This is a genomic window from Streptomyces sp. NPDC051218, from assembly GCF_044455475.1.
Lineage (GTDB): Bacteria > Actinomycetota > Actinomycetes > Streptomycetales > Streptomycetaceae > Streptomyces.
Window position 1 is genome coordinate 502,515 of record NZ_JBITEU010000002.1, and the last position, 19,262, is coordinate 521,776.

14 protein-coding genes are annotated in these 19,262 nt (G+C 70.1%); 8 read left to right on the forward strand and 6 right to left on the reverse strand.

What is annotated here, in order from left to right; genetic code table 11:
* Positions 1 to 3: 3 nt before the first annotated feature.
* From ACIBCK_RS08650 to ACIBCK_RS08670, 5 genes are all read left to right on the forward strand, one after another.
* Positions 4 to 972, forward strand: a complete 969-nt coding sequence (locus tag ACIBCK_RS08650; RefSeq protein ID WP_399388885.1) for an ABC transporter permease — start codon at positions 4 to 6, stop codon at positions 970 to 972.
* Positions 969 to 2,000 carry an ABC transporter permease gene (locus tag ACIBCK_RS08655; protein ID WP_399388050.1) on the forward strand — a complete coding sequence of 344 codons (1,032 nt, stop codon included), beginning with the start codon at positions 969 to 971 and terminating at the stop codon, positions 1,998 to 2,000. Before ACIBCK_RS08650 ends, ACIBCK_RS08655 begins: the two co-directional genes overlap by 4 nt.
* Positions 2,000 to 3,262, forward strand: coding sequence for a substrate-binding domain-containing protein (locus tag ACIBCK_RS08660; protein ID WP_399388051.1), 1,263 nt, complete (start codon positions 2,000 to 2,002; stop codon positions 3,260 to 3,262). Before ACIBCK_RS08655 ends, ACIBCK_RS08660 begins: the two co-directional genes overlap by 1 nt.
* Positions 3,259 to 4,131 (forward strand): sugar phosphate isomerase/epimerase family protein, encoded by an 873-nt coding sequence (locus tag ACIBCK_RS08665; protein ID WP_399388053.1) that lies wholly within the window; start codon positions 3,259 to 3,261, stop codon positions 4,129 to 4,131. The genes ACIBCK_RS08660 and ACIBCK_RS08665 overlap by 4 nt, the downstream gene beginning before the upstream one ends.
* Before the next feature lie 115 nt (positions 4,132 to 4,246).
* Complete coding sequence (locus tag ACIBCK_RS08670) at positions 4,247 to 7,363, forward strand: ThuA domain-containing protein (RefSeq protein ID WP_399388886.1); 3,117 nt, start codon at positions 4,247 to 4,249, stop codon at positions 7,361 to 7,363.
* 94 nt (positions 7,364 to 7,457) lie between these two features.
* Here the strand turns inward: ACIBCK_RS08670 and ACIBCK_RS08675 are convergent, their stop codons facing one another.
* Positions 7,458 to 8,597, reverse strand: a complete 1,140-nt coding sequence (locus ACIBCK_RS08675; protein WP_399388055.1) for an aminoglycoside phosphotransferase family protein — start codon at positions 8,595 to 8,597, stop codon at positions 7,458 to 7,460.
* Positions 8,598 to 8,830: 233 nt separating this feature from the next.
* Here ACIBCK_RS08675 and ACIBCK_RS08680 point away from each other — a divergent pair, with 233 nt between their 5' ends.
* On the forward strand, positions 8,831 to 10,330 hold the full coding sequence (locus ACIBCK_RS08680; RefSeq protein WP_399388057.1) for a hypothetical protein: 1,500 nt from the start codon (positions 8,831 to 8,833) through the stop codon (positions 10,328 to 10,330).
* Positions 10,331 to 10,354: 24 nt separating this feature from the next.
* Here the strand turns inward: ACIBCK_RS08680 and ACIBCK_RS08685 are convergent, their stop codons facing one another.
* The 3 genes from ACIBCK_RS08685 to ACIBCK_RS08695 all read right to left on the reverse strand — a co-directional run bounded on the left by ACIBCK_RS08685 (position 10,355) and on the right by ACIBCK_RS08695 (position 14,102).
* Positions 10,355 to 11,779 carry a PP2C family protein-serine/threonine phosphatase gene (locus ACIBCK_RS08685; protein ID WP_399388059.1) on the reverse strand — a complete coding sequence of 475 codons (1,425 nt, stop codon included), beginning with the start codon at positions 11,777 to 11,779 and terminating at the stop codon, positions 10,355 to 10,357.
* Positions 11,780 to 11,948: 169 nt separating this feature from the next.
* Positions 11,949 to 12,593 (reverse strand): response regulator, encoded by a 645-nt coding sequence (locus ACIBCK_RS08690; RefSeq protein WP_399388060.1) that lies wholly within the window; start codon positions 12,591 to 12,593, stop codon positions 11,949 to 11,951.
* 12 nt (positions 12,594 to 12,605) lie between these two features.
* Positions 12,606 to 14,102 (reverse strand): sensor histidine kinase, encoded by a 1,497-nt coding sequence (locus tag ACIBCK_RS08695; RefSeq protein ID WP_399388062.1) that lies wholly within the window; start codon positions 14,100 to 14,102, stop codon positions 12,606 to 12,608.
* 333 nt (positions 14,103 to 14,435) lie between these two features.
* Between ACIBCK_RS08695 and ACIBCK_RS08700 the strand changes: the two genes are divergently transcribed.
* Positions 14,436 to 14,654 carry a DUF6243 family protein gene (locus ACIBCK_RS08700; RefSeq protein WP_399388064.1) on the forward strand — a complete coding sequence of 73 codons (219 nt, stop codon included), beginning with the start codon at positions 14,436 to 14,438 and terminating at the stop codon, positions 14,652 to 14,654.
* Between the two features lie 163 nt (positions 14,655 to 14,817).
* On the opposite strand, the gene ACIBCK_RS08705 is transcribed toward ACIBCK_RS08700, so the two are convergent.
* Positions 14,818 to 15,486, reverse strand: coding sequence for a DUF1524 domain-containing protein (locus tag ACIBCK_RS08705; protein WP_399388066.1), 669 nt, complete (start codon positions 15,484 to 15,486; stop codon positions 14,818 to 14,820).
* Between the two features lie 747 nt (positions 15,487 to 16,233).
* Here ACIBCK_RS08705 and ACIBCK_RS08710 point away from each other — a divergent pair.
* Positions 16,234 to 17,553 carry an amidohydrolase family protein gene (locus ACIBCK_RS08710; protein ID WP_399388887.1) on the forward strand — a complete coding sequence of 440 codons (1,320 nt, stop codon included), beginning with the start codon at positions 16,234 to 16,236 and terminating at the stop codon, positions 17,551 to 17,553.
* Positions 17,554 to 17,656: 103 nt separating this feature from the next.
* Here the strand turns inward: ACIBCK_RS08710 and ACIBCK_RS08715 are convergent, their stop codons facing one another.
* Complete coding sequence (locus ACIBCK_RS08715; RefSeq protein WP_399388067.1) at positions 17,657 to 19,177, reverse strand: MFS transporter; 1,521 nt, start codon at positions 19,175 to 19,177, stop codon at positions 17,657 to 17,659.
* Positions 19,178 to 19,262 lie beyond the last annotated feature (85 nt).

Here is a 19,262-nt window from a genome sequence, read left to right on the forward strand (position 1 = left end):
TCCCTGAGGACCCGCGCCCCCAGGCGTAGCAGGCTCACCGACCCCGCCGTCGGCGTCTGGATCGCCGCCGGGGTCGTCACCGTGCTCGGCTGGATCGTGGTCGCCGCGCGCGGCGGTGACTTCCTCACGCTCTCGAACGTCGTCGGCATCCTGCAGAACTGCGTCGCCCTCGGCCTGGTCGCCGTCGGCCAGACCGCCGTCATCCTCACCGGCTCCCTCGACCTGTCGGTGGCGTACCTGATCAGCCTCGGCACGCTCGTCGCCGCCACCACCATGGAGGACGGCAGCGTCGTCACCGCGGTGCTCACCGTCCTCGCCCTCTCGGCGGCCGTCGGCCTCGCCAACGGCCTCATCGTCACCGGGCTCAAGGTCAACGCGTTCATCGCGACACTCGGCACCGCCTTCATCCTGCGCGGCTGGATCGAGGACAACTACACGGGCCCGGCGGGCAAGGTCCCGGCCTCCTTCCAGCACCTGGGCTACGACCGGATGGGGCCGATCCCCGTCTCACTCTTCCTGCTCGCCGCCGTCGCCGCCGCGATGTGGGTGATCACGCGACGCACCCGCTTCGGGCACCATCTGTACGCCACGGGCGGCGACGAGCACGCCGCCCGGCTCTCCGGCGTCCGCACCCGCCGCACGATCATCGCCGCCCACGTCCTGTGCTCGCTCTGCGTGGGCGCAGCCGCCCTCTTCCTCGCATCGCGGCTCGGAGCGGGCGCCCCCTGGGCAGGCACGGAAGCCCGCTACGACCTGGAGTCGATCGCCGCCGTCGTGCTCGGCGGCACCGTACTCGCGGGTGGCCGCGGGGGAGTGGCGGGCACGCTCGGCGGTGTCCTCGTGCTCGCCGTGCTCGACTCCGTCTTCAACCAGCTCAGCGTCGACCCGTTCTTCAAGAACGTGGTCCGCGGCGTCGTCATCATCGCTGCCGTCGCGATCTACGCCCGGCGCGGCACCAGGAGGTCCGCATGAGCAACCAGACGGCCCCCACGGCGGCAAAGGCCCCAACACCGCATCCGTACAAGCGTTTTGTTCGCGCGCTCGGCACCGGAGCGCCCGTCTACGCGCTCCTGGTCGTGCTGCTCGTGGCGCTCGCCGCCACCGACCCCGGCTTCTACGAACCCGACCGCTTCCTCGCCTTCGTGAAGCGTGCCGCGCCCCTGGTGATCCTCGCCGCCGGGCAGTATCTGGTCATCGTCTGCGGCGAGTTCGACCTGTCCGTCGGGGCGATCGTCACCGCGGGCGTCGTCGCGGCAGCCGAGGTGTACGGCTCGTTCCCGGACGCCCCCTGGCCGCTCATCACGGCAGGACTGCTACTCGCCGGGGCGGTCACGGGCCTCGTCAGCGGGCTGATCACCACCCGCCTGAGAGTGCCCTCCTTCATCACCACGCTCGGCATGATGCTGATCCTGGAGGGCGCCGTCTTCTTCTGGACGGGCGGCTCCCCGCACGGTCAACTCTCCGAGGGATTCCGCCAGATGGGGCGCGGCACGGCCATGGGCTGGCTGCCCTGGGCGGTCCTCGCCTGCCTGGCCGCGGGCGTCGTCGCCGCCGTCCTGATGCGCTCCGACTTCGGCCGTACGTTGATCGCGACCGGGGACAGCGAACGCGCCGCCGCCCTGGCGGGAGTGCGCGTGCACCGCGCCCGCGTCATCGCCTTCGTGCTCTCCGGCACGGCGGCAGCCCTCGCCGCCGTCCTCGTCGGCGGTTTCTCCGGGGTCTCCGCGCAGGCGGGCCGCGGCTACGAGTTCGAGGCGATCACCGCCGTGGTCCTCGGCGGCGTCGTGCTCGGCGGCGGCCGGGGCAGTGTGGTCGCCGCGATGGCGGGCGCCTTCTCGCTGCAGGCCCTGTTCACGCTGCTCAACCTGCAGGGCGTATCGGGCGCCCTGGAGTCCACCGTCCAGGGCGTCATCGTCATCGCCGCGGTCGGGCTGGGGGCCGCCGACTGGTCCCGGCTGCGCCGCCGTCGTACCCACTCCTCGGGAGGCAGACCCTCGTGATGCACACCCCTCTGAACCGCCTGAACCGCCTGAACCGCAGGCCCGGGGATCTGCGGCGTGGACGTGCGCTCGCACCCGCCACCGCGCTCCTCGCGGTCACCGCCCTGCTCACCGCCTGCTCCAGTGACACGCCGCCCGACGCGCCCGCGGGGGCATCACAGACCGCCGGCTCCGACAAGGACGGCGACAAACCCTCCAAGTTCTTCGAACAGGCCGAGTACGAGCGCCAGTTGAAGCTCGGCAAGGAGACCCCCGAGGGCCCGGACGCCAAGCCCTGGGAGCAGATGCTCGAACCGGAGATGACCGACACGGCCCAGTACAAGAAGAAGGGCTCGGACGCCACCCACCTCTGCTTCTCCAACGCCGGCGTCTTCAACCCCTGGCGCCAGGTCGGCCTGAAGAACATGAAGGCCGAGGTGAAGCTCCACAAGGAGATCGGCGACTTCACGGTCCTCGACGCCCAGGGCAAGGACGACAAACAGATCTCCGACATCCAGGAGCTCGCGGGCAACAAGGACTGCGACGCGCTCATCGTCTCGCCGAACACCACCGCCACCCTCACCCCCGCGGTGAAGGAGGCTTGCGGCAAGCTCCCCGTGATCGTCTTCGACCGTGGCGTGGAGACCGACTGCGCCGTCACCTTCGTCAACCCCATCGGGGGCTACGGATACGGCGCCGTCGCCGCGGACTTCCTCGTCGACAAGGTCAAGCCCAAGGGCAAGATCCTCGCCCTGCGCATCTCCCCCGGCGTGGACGTCCTGGAGACGCGCTGGTCGGCGGCGAAGCTGGCCTTCGACAAGAGTGAACTCGACGTCGTGGACGCCAAGTTCACCGATGGAGACCCCGCCAAGACCAAGTCGATCGTCTCCGACGCGATCTCCCGGCACGGTTCCATCGACGGCGTCTGGATGGACTCCGGCGCCACGGCCGTCGCCGCCGTCGAGGCTTTCGAGGACGCGGGAGTCGACGTCCCGCCGATCTCCGGCGAGGACCAGCAGGACTTCCTCCAGGCGTGGAAGGACAAGGACCTCACCGCGATCGCCCCCACCTATCCGACCTTCCAGTGGCGCACCCCGGTCATCGCGGCCCTGCGCATCCTGGACGGCAAGCAGGTGCCCAAGGAGTGGAAGCTGCCGCAGCCCACGGTCACGCAGGACAACCTGGACGAGTACCTCCAGGAGGGCATGCCGCCCCTGCACTACGCGATGTGCGGCTGCCAGAAACTGCCGGGCTTCCCCGAGGACTGGGGAGGCAAGAAGTGACGTACACCGCCTGGCAGTTGGGTGCGAACCCGTGGATCTGGCACTCGCCGGTCACCACCGAGGCACTCGGCGAGACCCTGCCCCGCCTCGCGGCCTGGGGCTTCGACTGCGTGGAGCTGCCCCTGGAGCAGCCCGACGACTGGGAGCCCGCGGCGGCGGTCAAGCTCCTCGACGCCACGGGCCTGACACCCGCGGCCGTCGTCGCCGTGATGCCCGACGAGCGGAACCTCGTCCGCGCGGACCAGGGCACCCTGCGCGCCACGCAGGACTACCTCCGCCGCTGCGTCGACGCGGCCCACGCGATCGGCGCTCCCGCGGTCGCGGGCCCGGTGTACGCGGCGGTCGGACGTACGTGGCGGATGGACCGGGCCGCGCGCGAGGCGGCGTACGAGGAGTGGCGCGAGCACATCGCGCCGGTCGTCGAGTACGCGGCTCGCGCCGGTGTCCGTATCGCCGTCGAGCCCCTCAACCGCTACGAGACGAGCCTGTTCAACACCGTCGCGCAGACCCTGGAGGGCCTCGCGGGGCTGCCCGAGGAGTGGATCGGGATCGCCCTGGACACCTACCACCAGAACATCGAGGAGCGATCCCTGCCGGAAGCGGTCCGTACGGCGGCGGGCCGTATCGCCCACGTCCAGGTGTGCGCCAACGACCGCGGCGCCCCCGGCGCCGACCACCTCGACTGGCCCGGCTTCCTGCGCGCCCTGGGCGAGTCCGGCTACCTAGGGCCGCTCTGCATCGAGTCGTTCACGGCTCACAACGACGCCATCGCCGTAGCCGCGTCCGTCTGGCGGCCCCTCGCGCCCACCCAGGACGCGCTCGCCACCGACGGGCTGGGCTTTCTGCGCCGGGCCGCGGCTGCCCTATGAGCAACGGCGATCCCTGAGACATCCGGCAATCCCGCACGTCCGTCCGTCCTTCCCAGCAGATTCCCAGCAGAGAGGACCACCCCCCGTGGACTGTCATGTGCGCGACACAAGACGACTGCGCGATCCGAGAAGCGTACGAAGCGCGGTGCTCGCCATCGTGGCGGCGCTGCTGCTCGCGGTCGGCTTCCTGCCCGCCACCTCGAGCGCCGCGGACAAGGCGCCCGCCTTCCGCGCGCTGCTCTTCACCAAGGCCGTCGGATACGTCCACGACTCCATCCCGGCCGGCGTCAAGATGGTCGAGGAGCAGGCGGCGGCGAACAACTTCGAGCTCGTCACCACCGACGACGCGACGATCTTCGACGACGCGAAGCTCAAGGACTTCGACGTCATCATCATGCTGCAGAACTCCGGCATGGTCTGGGACACCGACGCCCAGCGCGACGCCATGAAGACGTACGTGAAGAGCGGCAAGGGAGTCGTCGCCCTGCACAACACACTCGACATGGGCGTCGAGGACTCCTTCCCCTGGTGGGACGACCTCATCAACGCCGGTGCCCACATGCCCGCCCACTCACCGGGCGTCCTCAAGGGCACCGCCAAGGTCGCCGACCGCGTGCACCCCTCCACCAAGGGCCTTCCCGAGCGCTGGGAGCGGCCCGAGGAGTGGTACAACTTCGACAAGAACCCCCGTGGCGACGTGCACGTCCTGGTCACCGCCGACGAGACCACGTACGACCCGGGCGGCTCCAAGATGGGCGCCGACCACCCCATCTCCTGGTGCCGCAACGCCGAGGGCGGCAAGCTCTGGGCCACCGCCATGGGCCACGACAAGGCGTCGTACACCGAGCCCGCCTTCCGTGAGCACGTGCTCGGCGGCATCGAGTGGGCCGCGGGCAACAAGCCCGGCGACTGCGGCGGCACCGTCTGGTCCGGCTACGAGAAGACCGCACTGGACGACAACACCGCCGACCCGATGGAGCTGGACGTCGCCAAGGACGGCAAGGTCTTCTACGTCCAGCGCAGCGGCGAGGTGAAGATCTTCGACCCGAAGAGCCACTCCACATCCACCGCGGGCAAGCTTGACGTCTACACCGGCGGCGAGGACGGCCTCGTCGGCATGGAACTCGACCCGAAGTTCGCCACCAACCGCTGGATCTACCTCTATTACGCGCCGGCCAAGGCGACGGACGACGTCAACCGCCTCTCCCGCTTCACGGTCAAGCCGGACAACACCCTCGACCTCGCCAGCGAGAAGAAGCTCCTGGACGTCCCCGCCTACCGCGACCGCACCTTCCCCGAGCCCGGACACACCGGCGGCGCCGTCGAGTTCGGCCCGAACCGCACGCTCTACCTCGGCGTCGGCGACGACGTCCCGCCCAACCTCGACCCCAACTGGCAGGGCTACGCCCCGCTCGACTGGCGCGCGGGCAAGCAGATGCTGGACGCCGCGCGCACCGCGGGCAACACCAACGACCTGCGCGGCAAGATCCTGCGCATCAAGCCCACGGACAAGGGCGGTTACAGCATCCCCAAGGGCAACCTCTTCGCCAAGGGCACCGCGAAGACCCGCCCCGAGATCTACGCCATGGGCTTCCGCAACCCCTTCCGCTTCACCGTCGACCCCAAGACGGGCTACGTCCACGCATCCGACTACGGCCCCGACCGCGGCGCCCCCGAGACCAACCGCGGCCCCGAAGGCCTCGTCGAGTACAACGTCATCAAGAAGGCCGGCAACTTCGGCTGGCCCTTCTGCCACGGCAACAACCAGGCGTACGCCCCCTACAACCCCGACACCCAGGAAGTCGGCGCCAAGTTCGACTGCGCCAAGCCCACCAACCCCTCGCCGAACAACACCGGTCTGAAGGACCTCCCGACGATCCAGCAGCCGGAGATCTGGTACGGCTACGGCGCGTCCAAGGAGTTCCCGGAGATGGGCGAGGGCGGCTCGGCGCCGATGAGCGGTCCCGTCTACCACTACGACCCCAAGAACCCCTCCAAGACCAAGTTCCCCGCCTACTTCGAGGGCGCGAGCTTCTTCTACGAGTGGGCCCGCGACTCCGTCAAGGAGATCCGCTTCGACAAGGACGGGAAGCTCCTGAAGATCAACGACTTCCTGAAGTCGGCCAAGTTCGCCAAGCCGATGGACATGACCTTCGGGCCCGACGGCTCGTTGTACGTCCTGGAGTGGGGCAGCGAGTTCGGCGGCGGCAACAACGACTCCGGCCTCTACCGCATCGACTACGCCCAGGGCCAGCGCACCCCGCTCGCCCAGGCCAAGGCGTCAGCTACCAACGGCCCGGTCCCGCTGAAGGTCGACTTCTCCAGCGAGGGCAGCAAGGACCCGGACGGCGATCCGCTCACCTTCGCCTGGGACTTCGACGGAGACGGCACCTACGACTCCACCGACGCCAACCCCTCCCACACGTATGACACCAAGGGAGACTTCAACGCCCAGCTGAAGGTCACCGACGCCTCCGGCAAGTCCGGCTTCGCCAACGTGCCCGTCACCGCGGGCAACACGGCACCGAAGGTGAAGGTCGAGACCCCGGTCGACGGCAAGCTCATCGAGTTCGGCGACAAGATCCCCTACAAGGTCACGGTCACCGACCCCGAGGACGGCACGATCGACTGCTCCAAGGTCACCGTCAACCCGGCCCTCGGCCACGACGACCACGAGCACCCCACGACCGACATCCCCGGCTGCGAGGGCACGGTGGACACCGGTGACCTGGGCGGCCACCCCGAGGGCGCCGACCTCACGTACGTCCTCAACGCCAAGTACACCGACAAGGGTGGCGACGGCGTCGGCGCGCTGACCGGCTACGGCCGCTCCGTGATGCATCCCAAGCACAAGCAGGCGGAGTACCACGACGACCAGTCGGGAACCCGCATCGTCTCCCAGGAGGGCGCCGAGAACGGCAAGCGCATCGGCGACATCAGCGACGGCGACTGGATCGCCTACAGCCCGATGAGCGTGGAAGGCGTCAGCAAGGTCGGTTACAAGCTGTCATCGCCGTACGGCGTCGGCTCGATCGAGCTGCGCGCGGACGCCCCGGACGGCAAGCTGCTCGCCACGACACCCGTCCCCAACACTGGGGGCTGGGACACCTACCAGGCCACACCCGATGTGCCGGTCGAAGCACTTGCCGGCACCCACAAGCTGTATGTGGTCTTCAAGTCGCCGCAGAACAATTCCTTTGACGTAGACGCGGTGCAGTTCACGACGTCATAGTCACTCGGAAGTAGCCGGGGGCATAGACAAGTCCGCAGTGCGCCGCTGTCCAAGGCGCACTGCGGACTTGTCTCCCCGTCGGCGAATGCCGACGTCAGCGAGTACCGACCGCCGCGCGCACGGCCCTGCGGGCCAGCTGGCAGTCGTCGTGCAGCCGCCTCAGGAGCAGCCGCTGTTCCTCACCGGACGGCGCGGCACCCGGGTGGGCGGGTCCCGGTGCCGTCGGGGCCGCGTCGTGCATCGATCGCTGCACGGCCATCTCGTACGTACGGATCTCCCGGGTCAGTACCAGCATCAGATTGACCAGGAACGCGTCACGCGCCGCCGGGCCCTGCTCCTGCGCCAGCTGACTGATCTCGCGGCGGGCGACCGGTGCGTCACCGAGCACCGACCACAGGGTCGCCAGGTCATAGCCCGGCAGATACCAGCCCGCGTGCTCCCAGTCCACGAACACCGGGCCCGCGGGGGACAGCAGGATGTTCGAGAGCAGCGCGTCGCCGTGGCAGAACTGCCACGTGCCGTGCGGCCCGGCCGAGTGCGCGATGCCGTGCAGAAGCTTCTGCAGGTCACCCATGTCCCGGTCGGTGAGCAGGCCGAGGTCATGGAAGCGAGAGATCCGCTTGCCGTAGTCCATGGGCCTGCCGAACAGCTCCTGCGGCGGACGCCACCGGTTGAGGTGACGGATCGCGTTCAGCGCCAACCGCACGTCCGCGCGCGGCGGCGACTCCACGGGGTGGCGGGACAGCGCGGCGACGCGTCCCTGCATGCGCTCGATCACCAGCGTGCAGTCCTCGGGGTCCGCGGCGATCAGCCGCGGGGCCCGGACCGGAGGACGGTGCCGGACGAACGAGCGGTAGGCAGCTATTTCGTGCCGGATCCGCTCGGTCCAGACGGGCGAGTGGTCCAGTAAGCATTTGGCGATCGCGGTGCTGCGTCCCGTGGTTCCGACGAGCAGTACGGTGCGTCCGCTGCGGCGGAGCACCTGCACCGGATTGAACTCGGGACAGATGCGGTGCACCGAGGCGATCGCGGTGCGCAGTTGCGCCCCCTGGGGGCCGGACAAGTCGAGTCTCCCGCTGAGCGGTTGCGTGCCCGGCCCCGGAACGCGTCGTGTTCGGCCGGCGCCGAACGACCCGGCCGCGGGGCGCGCGGGCTCCAGATACGGGCCGCTGCCCGGCTGTCGGCTGTGCAGCGGCCGGGGCGGGGCGGACACGGAGGACGATGCTGTGTACATGGGCGTTACAGATCCCTTCGTGTGCCTGCGAATTGCGGCGCCTCCCGCCCCGGCCGCCTTGGTACACCCTGGGGAATGTCCCGCGGTGGTCAGGGTCGGGGTGGCGCATTCCTACCTGACACCCGGCGCCCCCTGGCACACCATGTGGCGCACCCTGGCGAACCCTGGCGAATAGTCGCTCAGCAACTGACAGAGGGTTACTGTCAACTCAGCCGAGAACCTGGGGGCTTGAAGTGAACGGACAACCCAACACCCGACTTTCGGACCTCTTCGGCCTGGCAGGCTGGTCCAAGGGGGAACTCGCGAGACTGGTGAACCGGCAGGCGGCGGCCATGGGCCACCCCCAACTGGCCACCGACACCTCGCGGGTGCGGCGTTGGATCGACACGGGAGAAATCCCGCGCGATCCCGTGCCGCGGGTGCTGGCGGCTCTGTTCACCGAGCGTCTCGGCCGTGTCGTGACCATTGAGGATCTTGGTCTGGTCCGGCACGGGCGCGTGGGGAAACGGCGTGGCGACGGTGGTGTGGAGCACCCCGACGGCGTGCCGTGGGCGCCCGAACGGACAGCCGCGGTCCTCACCGAATTCACGGGAATGGACCTCATGCTCAACCGACGCGGCTTGGTGGGCGCGGGTGCCGCGCTCGCCGCCGGCTCCGCACTCAGCAGCGCCATGCACGACTGGCTGCACACCGATCCGGCTCTCGTTGCCGACGCTCCCCGAACCAACCATCCCCTGCATGCCGACCCCGCTGGGTACGACCGCTATGAGGCCGCCCCCATCGGGTCGCAGGAGATCGAGGAACTGGAGACCTCCGTCGAGGTGTTCCGGGCCTGGGACGCGGCCCGCGGTGGCGGGCTGCAGCGCAAGGCCGTGGTGGGACAGCTCAACGAAGTGGGCGGCATGCTCGCCTACCGACATCCCGACCATCTCCAGCGCCGCCTGTGGGGCGTCGCTGCCAATCTCGCCGTCCTCGCGGGCTGGATGTCGCACGACGTCGGCCTGGAGCCCACGGCACAGAAGTACTTCGTGATCGCCGCGCACGCGGCCCGCGAGGGCGGCGACCGGCCGCGCGCCGGTGAGGCCCTGTCCAGGGCCGCGCGCCAGATGGTGCACATCGGGCGTCCCGACGACGCTCTGGACCTGATGAAGCTCGCCCAGTCGGGCTCGGGTGAGGAGATGCTGCCGCGTACGCAGGCCATGCTCTACACCATCGAGGCCTGGGCGCAGGCGTCGATGGGCAAGGGGCAGGCGATGCGCCGCACACTCGGCATCGCGGAGGACCTGTTCGTCTCCGACAAGGGGGATGTGCCACCGCCGAGTTGGATGCAGATGTTCGACGAGGCGGACATGCACGGCATGCAGGCCCTGGCATACCGCACACTCGCCGACCACGACGCGTCCGCCGCCAACACGGCCCAGCGTCACGCCAGGGAAGCGATCGACCTGCGGTCCAAGGGCCGCGACCGCTCGCAGATCTTCGACTACATCTCGCTGGCCTCGGCATGCTTCATCGCCGACGACCCCGAACAGGCCGATCGGTACGCACGGTTGGCGCTGGTGTCGATGGGCTCGAACTCCTCGCACCGCACCTGGGACCGGCTGCGCGAGATGTACCGCCTGACAGCTCAGTACTCGGGCTACGCGAAGATCGAGGACCTGCGCGAGGAGATCAAGATGGCCCTGCCCAAGGCGGCGGCCAAGACCGGAGGTGGCAGCCGGGTCCGCGCATAGGGCCCGGCAGGGCTCGGGTGCGGGTCAGGAATTGACCCGCGCGATCAACAGACAGGCGTCGTCCTCACGCGGGGCCACGCCGAACTCTTCGACGACCGTCCGTACGCAGTCCTGCGCACCGCGCGTCTCCATGAAGCGTGGCGCGAGCGCGAGCAGCCTGCTCGTGGCCGCGTCCCGGGAACGCCGGGGGACCAGTCCATCGGTGTGCATCAACAACAGGTCGCCGGGCTCGAGTTGCTCTTCGGCCTGCTCGTACGTGGCTCCGGAGGTGGCCCCGAGGATCACACCGCCCGGTGGCGTCAGCGCGCGCCCCGTCCCGTCGCGAAACAGCAGCGGGGCGGGGTGTCCCGCCTGCGCCCAGCTGAGGGTGCGGGTGGCGGGGGTGTACTGGCAGCAGACGGCGCTGCCGAGGGCCGGTTGTGCGGTGGTGTCCAGTAACTGGTTGAGCCAGGCCATGAGTTGGCCGGGGCGTACTCCGGAGACCGCCATGCCGCGCACGGCGCCGAGCAGCATCGCCATGCCCGAGGTGACGGTGACGCCATGTCCCGTGAGGTCGCCGACGCTGAGCAGGAACTGGCCGTCGGGCAGCTCCATCGCGTCGTACCAGTCGCCGCCGATCAGTGCACTCGTCGAGGACGGGAGGTAGTGCGCGGCGAGGTCGAGCGCCGCGGGCCCGCCGTGCGGGAACCGCAGGGAGCCGCGCCACGGCGGCAGTACGGCCTCCTGCAGTTCGACCGCGAGCCGGTGCTCCGTCTGCGCGATGTGCCGCTGGCGCTGCAGAGAATCACGGGTCTCGCGCACCACTCGCTGGCTGCGGCGCAGCTCGCTGACGTCCCGCAGGACCGCCCACATCGAGGCGGTGCTGCCATCAGCGGCGAGCACGGGCTCGCCCATCATGTGCACCTGTCGAACGCCGCCGTCGGGGCGCACGATGCGGAACTCACCGTCGATCGGCTTTCCGTCGATCAGGCAGTCCGTGACCATGGTCGTCAGCATCGGCTGGTCGTCGCCGTGCACCAGGGAGGGCAGTTCGTCGAGGGAGAGCGGGGGAGCTTCCGGGTCCCGCCCGAGGATTTGGTACAGCTCGCCCGACCAACTCGCCTCGTCGCTCAGGAGGTTCCACTCCGCGCTGCCGACCCGGCTGAGCAGCGAGCCGCGCTGCGGTTCGAGCGGCGGCGGCACGGCCGGAGCGGCGGGCCGCACGGCCGGTTCCACGGGGCCGTCCCGCAATTGGGCGAGGTGGTCGTCCAGGTCGTTGAGCTGGTGGACCGCCAGGTCGCACAGGGCCCGCTGCCAGCGCCCCTGCGGGTCGCTCTGATCGGGCCGGGCATCACGCCGCACGGCGTCGACCTCGCCGCGGAGCCGGCGCGTCTGCGTGATCAGCGCTTCGACCGAGCCGCGCTCGGGCGGCTGGGCGGAAGGGCGGTCCGCGAAGACATGGGACGGCATGAGGTGCTCCGTTGAGGATGCGGTGCGACCAAACGGGCGGGAAGGACCGCTAATGACTTTCGCACAGCGGGGAGGGGCTCGTAAGGGATTTGGCAACACACGACGCGTGGGTGCTTCTGGCATATGACGGAGTCCTTCGGAACGATATGTTCCGACCGCATGGTCCCGATCACCCGCGCAAGTAGCGAATGACGGCCAGGACACGGCGGTTGTGGTCATGTGACGCGGGCAGCCCAAGCTTGTCGAAGACGGCGGCCACATGCTTCTCGACGGTGCCCGCGGAGACGACGAGACTCTGCGCGATCGCCGCATTGGACCGGCCCTCGGCCATCAGCGAGAGGACCTCGCGCTCGCGGTCGGTGAGGGGCGCGAGCTCCTCCGCACGGCGCCCCGCCCCGGCCAGCTGTGTGACGACCTCGGGGTCCAGTGCCGTACCGCCCGCGGCCACCCGCTCCAGCGCGTCGGTGAACTCCGCGACATTCGCGACCCGGTCCTTGAGCAGATACCCGACGCCCGCCGAACCCGCGGCGAGCAGCCGTGTGGCGTACTTCGTCTCCACGTACTGGGAGAAGAGCAACACCCCTGTGCCGGGGTGGTCGCGGCGGATGTCGATGGCCGCGCGCAGCCCTTCGTCCGTGTGCGTCGGCGGCATCCGGATGTCGGTCACCGTGACATCCGGGCGGTGCTCGGCGACCGCGGCGCGCAGCGTGTCCGCATCGCTCACGGACGCACAGATCTCGTGCCCGCGCTCCACGAGCATCTGACCCAGCAACTCCCGCAGTACAGCGGCATCCTCAGCGATCACGACGCGCATGGCGGCATGCTCTCACGCGTGCAGCGGAAGCTCGACGGTGACCGCCGTCGGCCCGCCCTCGGGACTTCTGACATCCATCCGCCCATCGACCGTCCGTACGCGTTGCAGGAGTCCCGTCAACCCGCTCCCCCCGGCCGCGTCCGCGCCCCCGTGCCCGTCGTCACCGACCTGGAGGAGAAGCCTGCCGTCCAACTGGGCCACCGTGACGGCGGCCCGCCGGGCCCCGCTGTGCTTGATGACGTTCGCGAGCAGCTCGGCGGCGCAGAAGTACGCGATGGTCTCGATCGCCGGGGTCGGCCGCTCCGGTATCTCCGTCACGAGGTCGACGGGGACGCTGCTGCGCGCGGTGAGCGTCGCGAGCGCTTCCGGCAGGCCGTCGTCGAGGACCGGCGGATGGATGCCGCGAGCCAGATCGCGCAGCTCTGTCAGGGCCTCGGTGGCGTTGTGGTGCGCTACGTCGACGAGTTGACGCAGGCGCGCGACGTCCAGCGCTCCACCGCCCTTGTCGCCGCCCCGCCCGTCACCGGAGTTCTCCTTCTGACTCTCGCCCTCGCCTTCGCTCTCGTTGAGCCGCTGCCGGATCATGTCGAGGCTCATCGCGACCGCGACGAGGCGGACCTGAGCCCCGTCGTGCAGATCGCGCTCGACGCGGCGGAGCAGCGCCACCGAGTCGTCCACGGCCAGCGCCCGAGTCTCCTCCAAATCCCGTACACGATCGGCCAGTTGCCCGGGGCTGAGAAGAGCACCGATCAGCCACCGATCGGCCTCGGTCACCAGTCTTGTCACCCAGGGCGCAGCCAGCAGGGTGCCCACACCGATGGCGACCGCGAGGAACGTGCCGGCGAAGGTGTCGGCGTCCAGGCCGCCGACGAAAATCGGCGTGAGTACGGGCATGCCCTCGGGGGAGCCGGGCTCGGGGTGCTGCCCGAAGAGCGCCCACCGCAGTGGCGCGGTGAGGTTGACGAGCCCCGCGAGCCACCACAGGACGGCGTACGCCCCCAGACAGCTGACCGGCAGCTTCGCCAGCGCATAGGCAGCCGCCCGCCAACCGGCCCCGTCCCACAGCCGGGCGTCGAGTCGGCTGACCAACCGCCCCTCCGGACGCAGCGGCGGCGGCCCGGTCGTCCGGTCCACCAGGAACAGGGCCGCAAGGCGACGATGGACGGCGCCCAACGCACGGGCCAGCTGGAGCCCGGTGATGAACAGCAGAGCGCCGAGCACGGCGAACACCACCGACACGGTGAAGCCCGCTCCCAGAGCCAGCGCCACCGCCAGCAGCACGCCGCCCGCGAGGCCCAGCGGGAACCCGACCAGACAGTAGGCAACCTCGGCCCACGCCCGCCGCGTGAATGGGGCGCGCCCCACGGCTCGCACCAGAGCGCGCGCCCCTCGCACGCGGGTCGGCGTTCCGGGGCGCTCCGGCGCACCCGACCTGTTCTCGTCGAAGCTTGGTGCGTCGACCGCGACATTGGGTCCATGCCGCGTGGTGAAGCCCTGTTCCTCGATCATCACTACTCCTGCTGCGGACCTGACGGGGTCGGACAACCTCACGTTAGGTGTCCGCCAGGGTCCGCCGGAACGCGGATTTCCTCCGTCTGGCCTGGGGGTTTACCCCCAGGCGCCGGGCGGCGATGCGCTGCGATGGGTGCGTCGTCGCCTAGCCGGAGACGGAAAACTTGGTGTGCGGGGGCGACGGGACCGGGTAACGTCTAGGTCATGTTCTTCCAGACGCTGATTTACGAGTGAGAGCGTGATGGGCCCCTGCTGACGTCGTTCGATGTCGCCGCGCCCATCCCCCACCGATGAATCCGTAGATCACTTCACATCATTCCGGGAGAACCCGTGAGTAAGAACATCAACAACCCCGTGGGCATGGGCGGCGGCAAGCGCAAGAAGCTGTCCCGCGCCGAACGGCAGAACAACGGCCCGCACCGCAACCTCGACCGCCAGGGCGCGGCCGACCAGAAGGCCGAGCTGGTGCGCAAGATGCGCGAGAAGATAGGCGCAGCCGAGGGCGCAGAAGGCGCCGAGCAGGCGAGCGAGGGCTCTGCACAGAGCTGACGCACCGCCGCCGCGATGCGGCACCGCATGGGGCAGGGCCCGGACCGCGACGCGCGGTCCGGGCCCTGCTGTCGTACCGGGCGAGGCCCCGCAGGGGTGGGCGACCCTGCCGACCCTGCCGGCCTGCCGCACCTGTCCTCCCGGCCAGGTGCGGCTTAGACGACTACCTGACGGCCCTGTAGATCACGGAAGTGTTCTTGCACTCGCCGTCGGCGAACACCGCGATGGCGTCCAGCTCGGCCGGGTTCGCGGCCAGGTCCCAGCGCAGTTTCGTGGACACCCAGTCGGAGAGGTACCGGCAGTGTGCGCCGGGCAGCGGCGGCATCCAGCCCGCGGGGTCCTGGTCCGCCTTCGAGCGGTCGGTGCGTTCCGTGACGGTCACCAGGCTCGCGGGCGCGCTCTGGTCGTTGGCGAAGTCCTCGCGGCGTCCCGGGCTCCACTCCGCGGCACCCGAGGCCCAGGCCTCCGCGAGCGGCACCATGTGATGCACGGCGAGCTTGTCCGGGTCCTCCACCTCTTGGTTGTCGAAGTACGACACCCACTCGCCCTCGCTCAGCGCACAGTCGTCGCCGACCTCGGGGGCCTCCACGGCCTCGGCGATGAGCACTTCCGAGCGGGTGTCGCAGTCGTCCTTCTTGTCGAGTCCGGCGTTCCAGTGCTTGAAGTGACCGCGGGAGTATCCCTCGTGCTGTTCATCCGCGACCGGAAGCCGGTGCACCGCATCGCCCAGCGTCGTGACCTCAGTGTTCTGTGCGAGGACGGACGTGGGGGCTGCCAGCGGGGCGAGGGACAGGGAGAGCACGGCCAGGCCGCGCGCGAAGTTCTTGATCATGTCCACAGGTGTAGTGGCCGGCGGATCTCCGCAGGTGGTGCACGGCAGGCGACCCGGCCAGGTGGGCCAGGAGATTCACCGCAGAAACGTCTCGCCCCGTGCGGCCCACGCCATGTTTCCGTGAGGTTACGCCACTTCAGCAGGTCCGCATGTGCCGCTTGACCAGGGCTTCGGTGCCGGTGGGTGCTAGTTGCGCCACCTGCCTTCTCAGCATGTGAATGCCGCATGCCGGAAGTCTTGTTCCACGAACGGCGGTAGTCCTAGGGTCGGGCCACCCCGCACGACCGACCTGGCGTACGGCTGACATCGGGCTTTGCCGTGCGCACGGCACCCCTGTGGCATCCGCACGCGGAGTTCGGCGTGCGCGAGTGACAACCGCGCAGGCATGCGAAGTACGAAGAAGTACGAAAGCGGGCGAGTGAGTTGGCGAGCGAGCAGCGGAACGAACGGTCGGCGGAGCAGAACCAGGGCGAAGGGCACGGGCAGGTCGAGGGGCACGGGCAGGGCGAGGGGCACGGACTCAGCGAAGGGCACGGTCACAGCGAAAGGCAGGGGCCGGAGCGGGCGGGGCTTGGGGAGCGGCCCGGCAGACGCAGGTTTCTGGTCGGGGCCGGGCTCGCGGGTGCCGCCGGGTTCATCAGCGCCCCGGCAACCGGGACCGCCGCCGCGGCAACGGGCGGCCACGGCGCCGGACGGCCGGGCGAGAAGAGGCAGGGCGCGGATGACGATGCCGATTCGCCCGGTGCGGTGCGGGCCGACCAGTTCAAGGGGGCAAGGAAGCTTCTCGTACCGGAGCTGTTGATGTTGCCCCAGGGCCCGAAGCGGGGGCAGGCCGTGCTCGTCGACGGCGGGAAGTTCCGGGCGGTCGGGTCCGCGAAGAAGCTCATGGCCGCGTACCCCGACCTGCGACCGGTGCGCCTGGACGGACAGTTGATCATGCCGGGCTTCGTCGACGCGCATCATCACTTGACGCAGAGCTTCGGCAAGGCCCAGTCGTTCGGACAGCCTTCGGAGATCTTCAAGACGATATGGGAGCCGCTCGAGCACGCCCTCGACGAGGAGAGCGCCTACGTGTCGGCGAAGCTGGCCTCCCTCGAAGCGCTGCGCGGCGGCTTCACGACGGTTGCCGACGCCGGCACGCGGGCGCCGGTCGATGTGGCCGCGGTGGCGAAGGGAACCGAGGAAGCCGGCATCCGGTGCGTACTGTCCAAGGTGGTTTCCGACGGGAAGGGCGGGCCGGAACATCTCGGCAGGTGGGACGGGCATCCGCTGGTCCACCCCTCGCTGGCCATACCCGTGCCCGAGGACGCGTCCGCGAAGGTCATCAAGCGGACGGCGGACCTGTGCCGCGAGGCCCACGCGGTCTTCCAGATCCACGTCAACGAACATCTGGCCTCCGTCGAACGGTCGTTGAAGAGCGTCGGCCGACGTCCGGTCGAGTACCTGCGGCATGTCGGGGCGCTCGGCCCGCAGACGCTGGGCTCGCATGCCACCCTGCTCACGCCCGGCGAGATGCGGATGCTCGCCGACTCCGGCGCGGCCATCAGCTATAACCCCGTGGCCAGCGCCTGGAAGGGCAACGCCGTCGCGCACGCCACCATGCTGGCCGCGATGGGGGTGCGCTTCGGTACGGGCACGGACGGCACGCGCGGCGACGGATTCCGTCTCGTCGATGCCGCGGAGACGGCTCAGCGGCTCGCGTACGGCATCGCGTCGGGGGATTCCTCGTGCGGCGCCGGGCGGTTGTGGCTGGAGCACGCGACATCGCTCAGCGCCGACGCGCTCGGCCTCGGCAAGGTGACCGGGGAGATCGCGGTGGGAAAGGCGGCCGACTTCCTCGTCGTGGACATCAACGTCCCTGAGCTGACGCCTTCCTGGGACCTGGAGTGGGAACTCGTCCGCCTGGCCAATCGTGACCAGATCACCGCCGTCGTGGTCGACGGAAAGCTGCGGCTGTGGGAGGGCTGGCCGCCGGACTGGGACGGCCGCGAGCTGGTGGCACGGGCGGCGAAGGTCGGCCCCGAGGTGGTGCGCCGCGCGGGGTTGCAGCGCGTGGAGCCGTGGTAGTCGTCGTGCGGCGAATTTCAGCGGTCCGGCCCCGGGGTCTTCGCCCGGGGCCTCCGTACGAAGTCTCTGTACGGGCCCTTCATCCGGGCCACCCCTTCCCGGCTCACCGCTCCGGAGGAAGCCACTTGGCGACGGCGAGCGCCACCAGGGCGATCGCGGCGGCCAAGGTCGACATAGCGACGTGCAGGCCCGCGGTGAACGCGTCGACGACCGCCCTGTGCAGGCGGGGGTCGGAGGTGCGGGCCACGGCCTCCGCGACCGTCGTCGGCCGATCGGCACCGGACAGCTGCGGGGGGAGGCGGGCCGTGAAGACGGCGGTGGTGATCGTTCCGGTGACGGCGATCCCGATGGCACTGCCCAGCTCCCTGGCGAGACTCTGCAAGGCGGAGCCCGTCCCCGCCCTCTCCGCGGGCAGCGCGCTCATCATGGCGTGCGAGAGCAGCGGGCTCGCGGTGCCGCAGCCGAGGGCGGTGAGTCCGGCGCCCAGGGCGTAGAGCGCGTACGGAGTATGGGCGTCGGCGGCCGACACCACGCACAGCCCGGCGGCCAGGACCAGCATCCCGATGAGGACGGTGACGCGTCGGCCGCACACCCGCTCGATCAGCAGGCCGAGGCGCGGGCCTGCCAGCAGCGCCGCTGCCATGGGCAGCAGCCGCAGTCCGGCCTCGAGCGGCCCGTATCCCTTGGCGTACTGGAGGTACTGGCCGTTGAGGTAGAAGAGGCCGAACATCCCGGCGAAGAGCGTGGCCATTCCTGCCGCCCCCGCCCGCACGGCGGGCCGCGCGAAGAGCCGTGGGTCCAGGAGCGGTTCACGGGCGCGCAGTTCATGCCGGGCCCAGGCGGTGAGGAGCACGACCGCCGCAGCGCAGGCGGCCAGCACCGAAGGGGCGCTCCAGCCTGACTGTGGACCGGCGACGATCGCGTAGAGCAGGGCAAGGAAGCCGGTGGTGAGCAGGGCCGCGGCGAGTGGGGCGGCGGGGCTCGGACGGCGGGCGGTGACGGGGGCCACCGCGGCCACCAGGAGCAGGGCGCACAGTGCGAGCGGGATCAGGCAGAGAAAGAGGGTGCGCCAACTGCCGTACTCGATGGCGGCACCGCCGCCCACGTTGCCCAGTACGGCCGCGAGCCCCGTCATGGACGCCCACACGGCGACGGCCTTGCGCCGGGCCCGATCGGGCAGGCCGTCGACCAGCAGGGCGAGCGTGGTGGGCAGCACTGCGGCCGCGCCGACGCCGCTGATCATGCGCCCGGCGATCAGTACGGCGGCATGCGGGGCCGCGGCGCAGATCACCGCGCCGAGGGTGAAGACTCCCATGCCGCACATGAGTGTTCCCTTGCGGCCTCTGCGGTCGGCGAGCGCGCCGGCGGGCACCAACAGGCAGGCGAAGACGACGACATAGCCGTCCACGACCCACACCACGGCTTGAGCCGAGGGCCGCAGAGCGTCGGCCGACAAGTCGGGGATGGCCAGATTGACGGCGGAGACCATGCCGATCACCAGGGTCACGCACAGGCACATGGCCAGGGTGGTCAGGGCGGGCGGACGGTGGGGGAGTGGGGCCGGGCCCGGCTGCGGGTTCCGGTGTGCGGCTGGAGTGGGATCGGCGGGCTTGGTGTGATCCAACAGTGCCTCCGTGGGCGGGAGTTGAGTGACGTTGAGTCCCCCCACCGCACAGTGCGGCTGGCGTTTCGTCACGCCCACGCGGCTG

Excerpts from the sequence above, each read along its gene's own strand:
- ACIBCK_RS08705 (WP_399388066.1), bottom strand. The coding sequence starts at position 15,486 with ATGATCAAGAACTTCGCGCGCGGCCTGGCCGTGCTCTCCCTGTCCCTC.
- ACIBCK_RS08675 (WP_399388055.1), bottom strand. The coding sequence starts at position 8,597 with ATGTACACAGCATCGTCCTCCGTGTCCGCCCCGCCCCGGCCGCTGCAC.
- ACIBCK_RS08695 (WP_399388062.1), bottom strand. The coding sequence starts at position 14,102 with ATGATCGAGGAACAGGGCTTCACCACGCGGCATGGACCCAATGTCGCG.
- ACIBCK_RS08690 (WP_399388060.1), bottom strand. The coding sequence starts at position 12,593 with ATGCGCGTCGTGATCGCTGAGGATGCCGCTGTACTGCGGGAGTTGCTG.
- ACIBCK_RS08655 (WP_399388050.1), top strand. The coding sequence starts at position 969 with ATGAGCAACCAGACGGCCCCCACGGCGGCAAAGGCCCCAACACCGCAT.
- ACIBCK_RS08685 (WP_399388059.1), bottom strand. The coding sequence starts at position 11,779 with ATGCCGTCCCATGTCTTCGCGGACCGCCCTTCCGCCCAGCCGCCCGAG.
- ACIBCK_RS08660 (WP_399388051.1), top strand. The coding sequence starts at position 2,000 with ATGCACACCCCTCTGAACCGCCTGAACCGCCTGAACCGCAGGCCCGGG.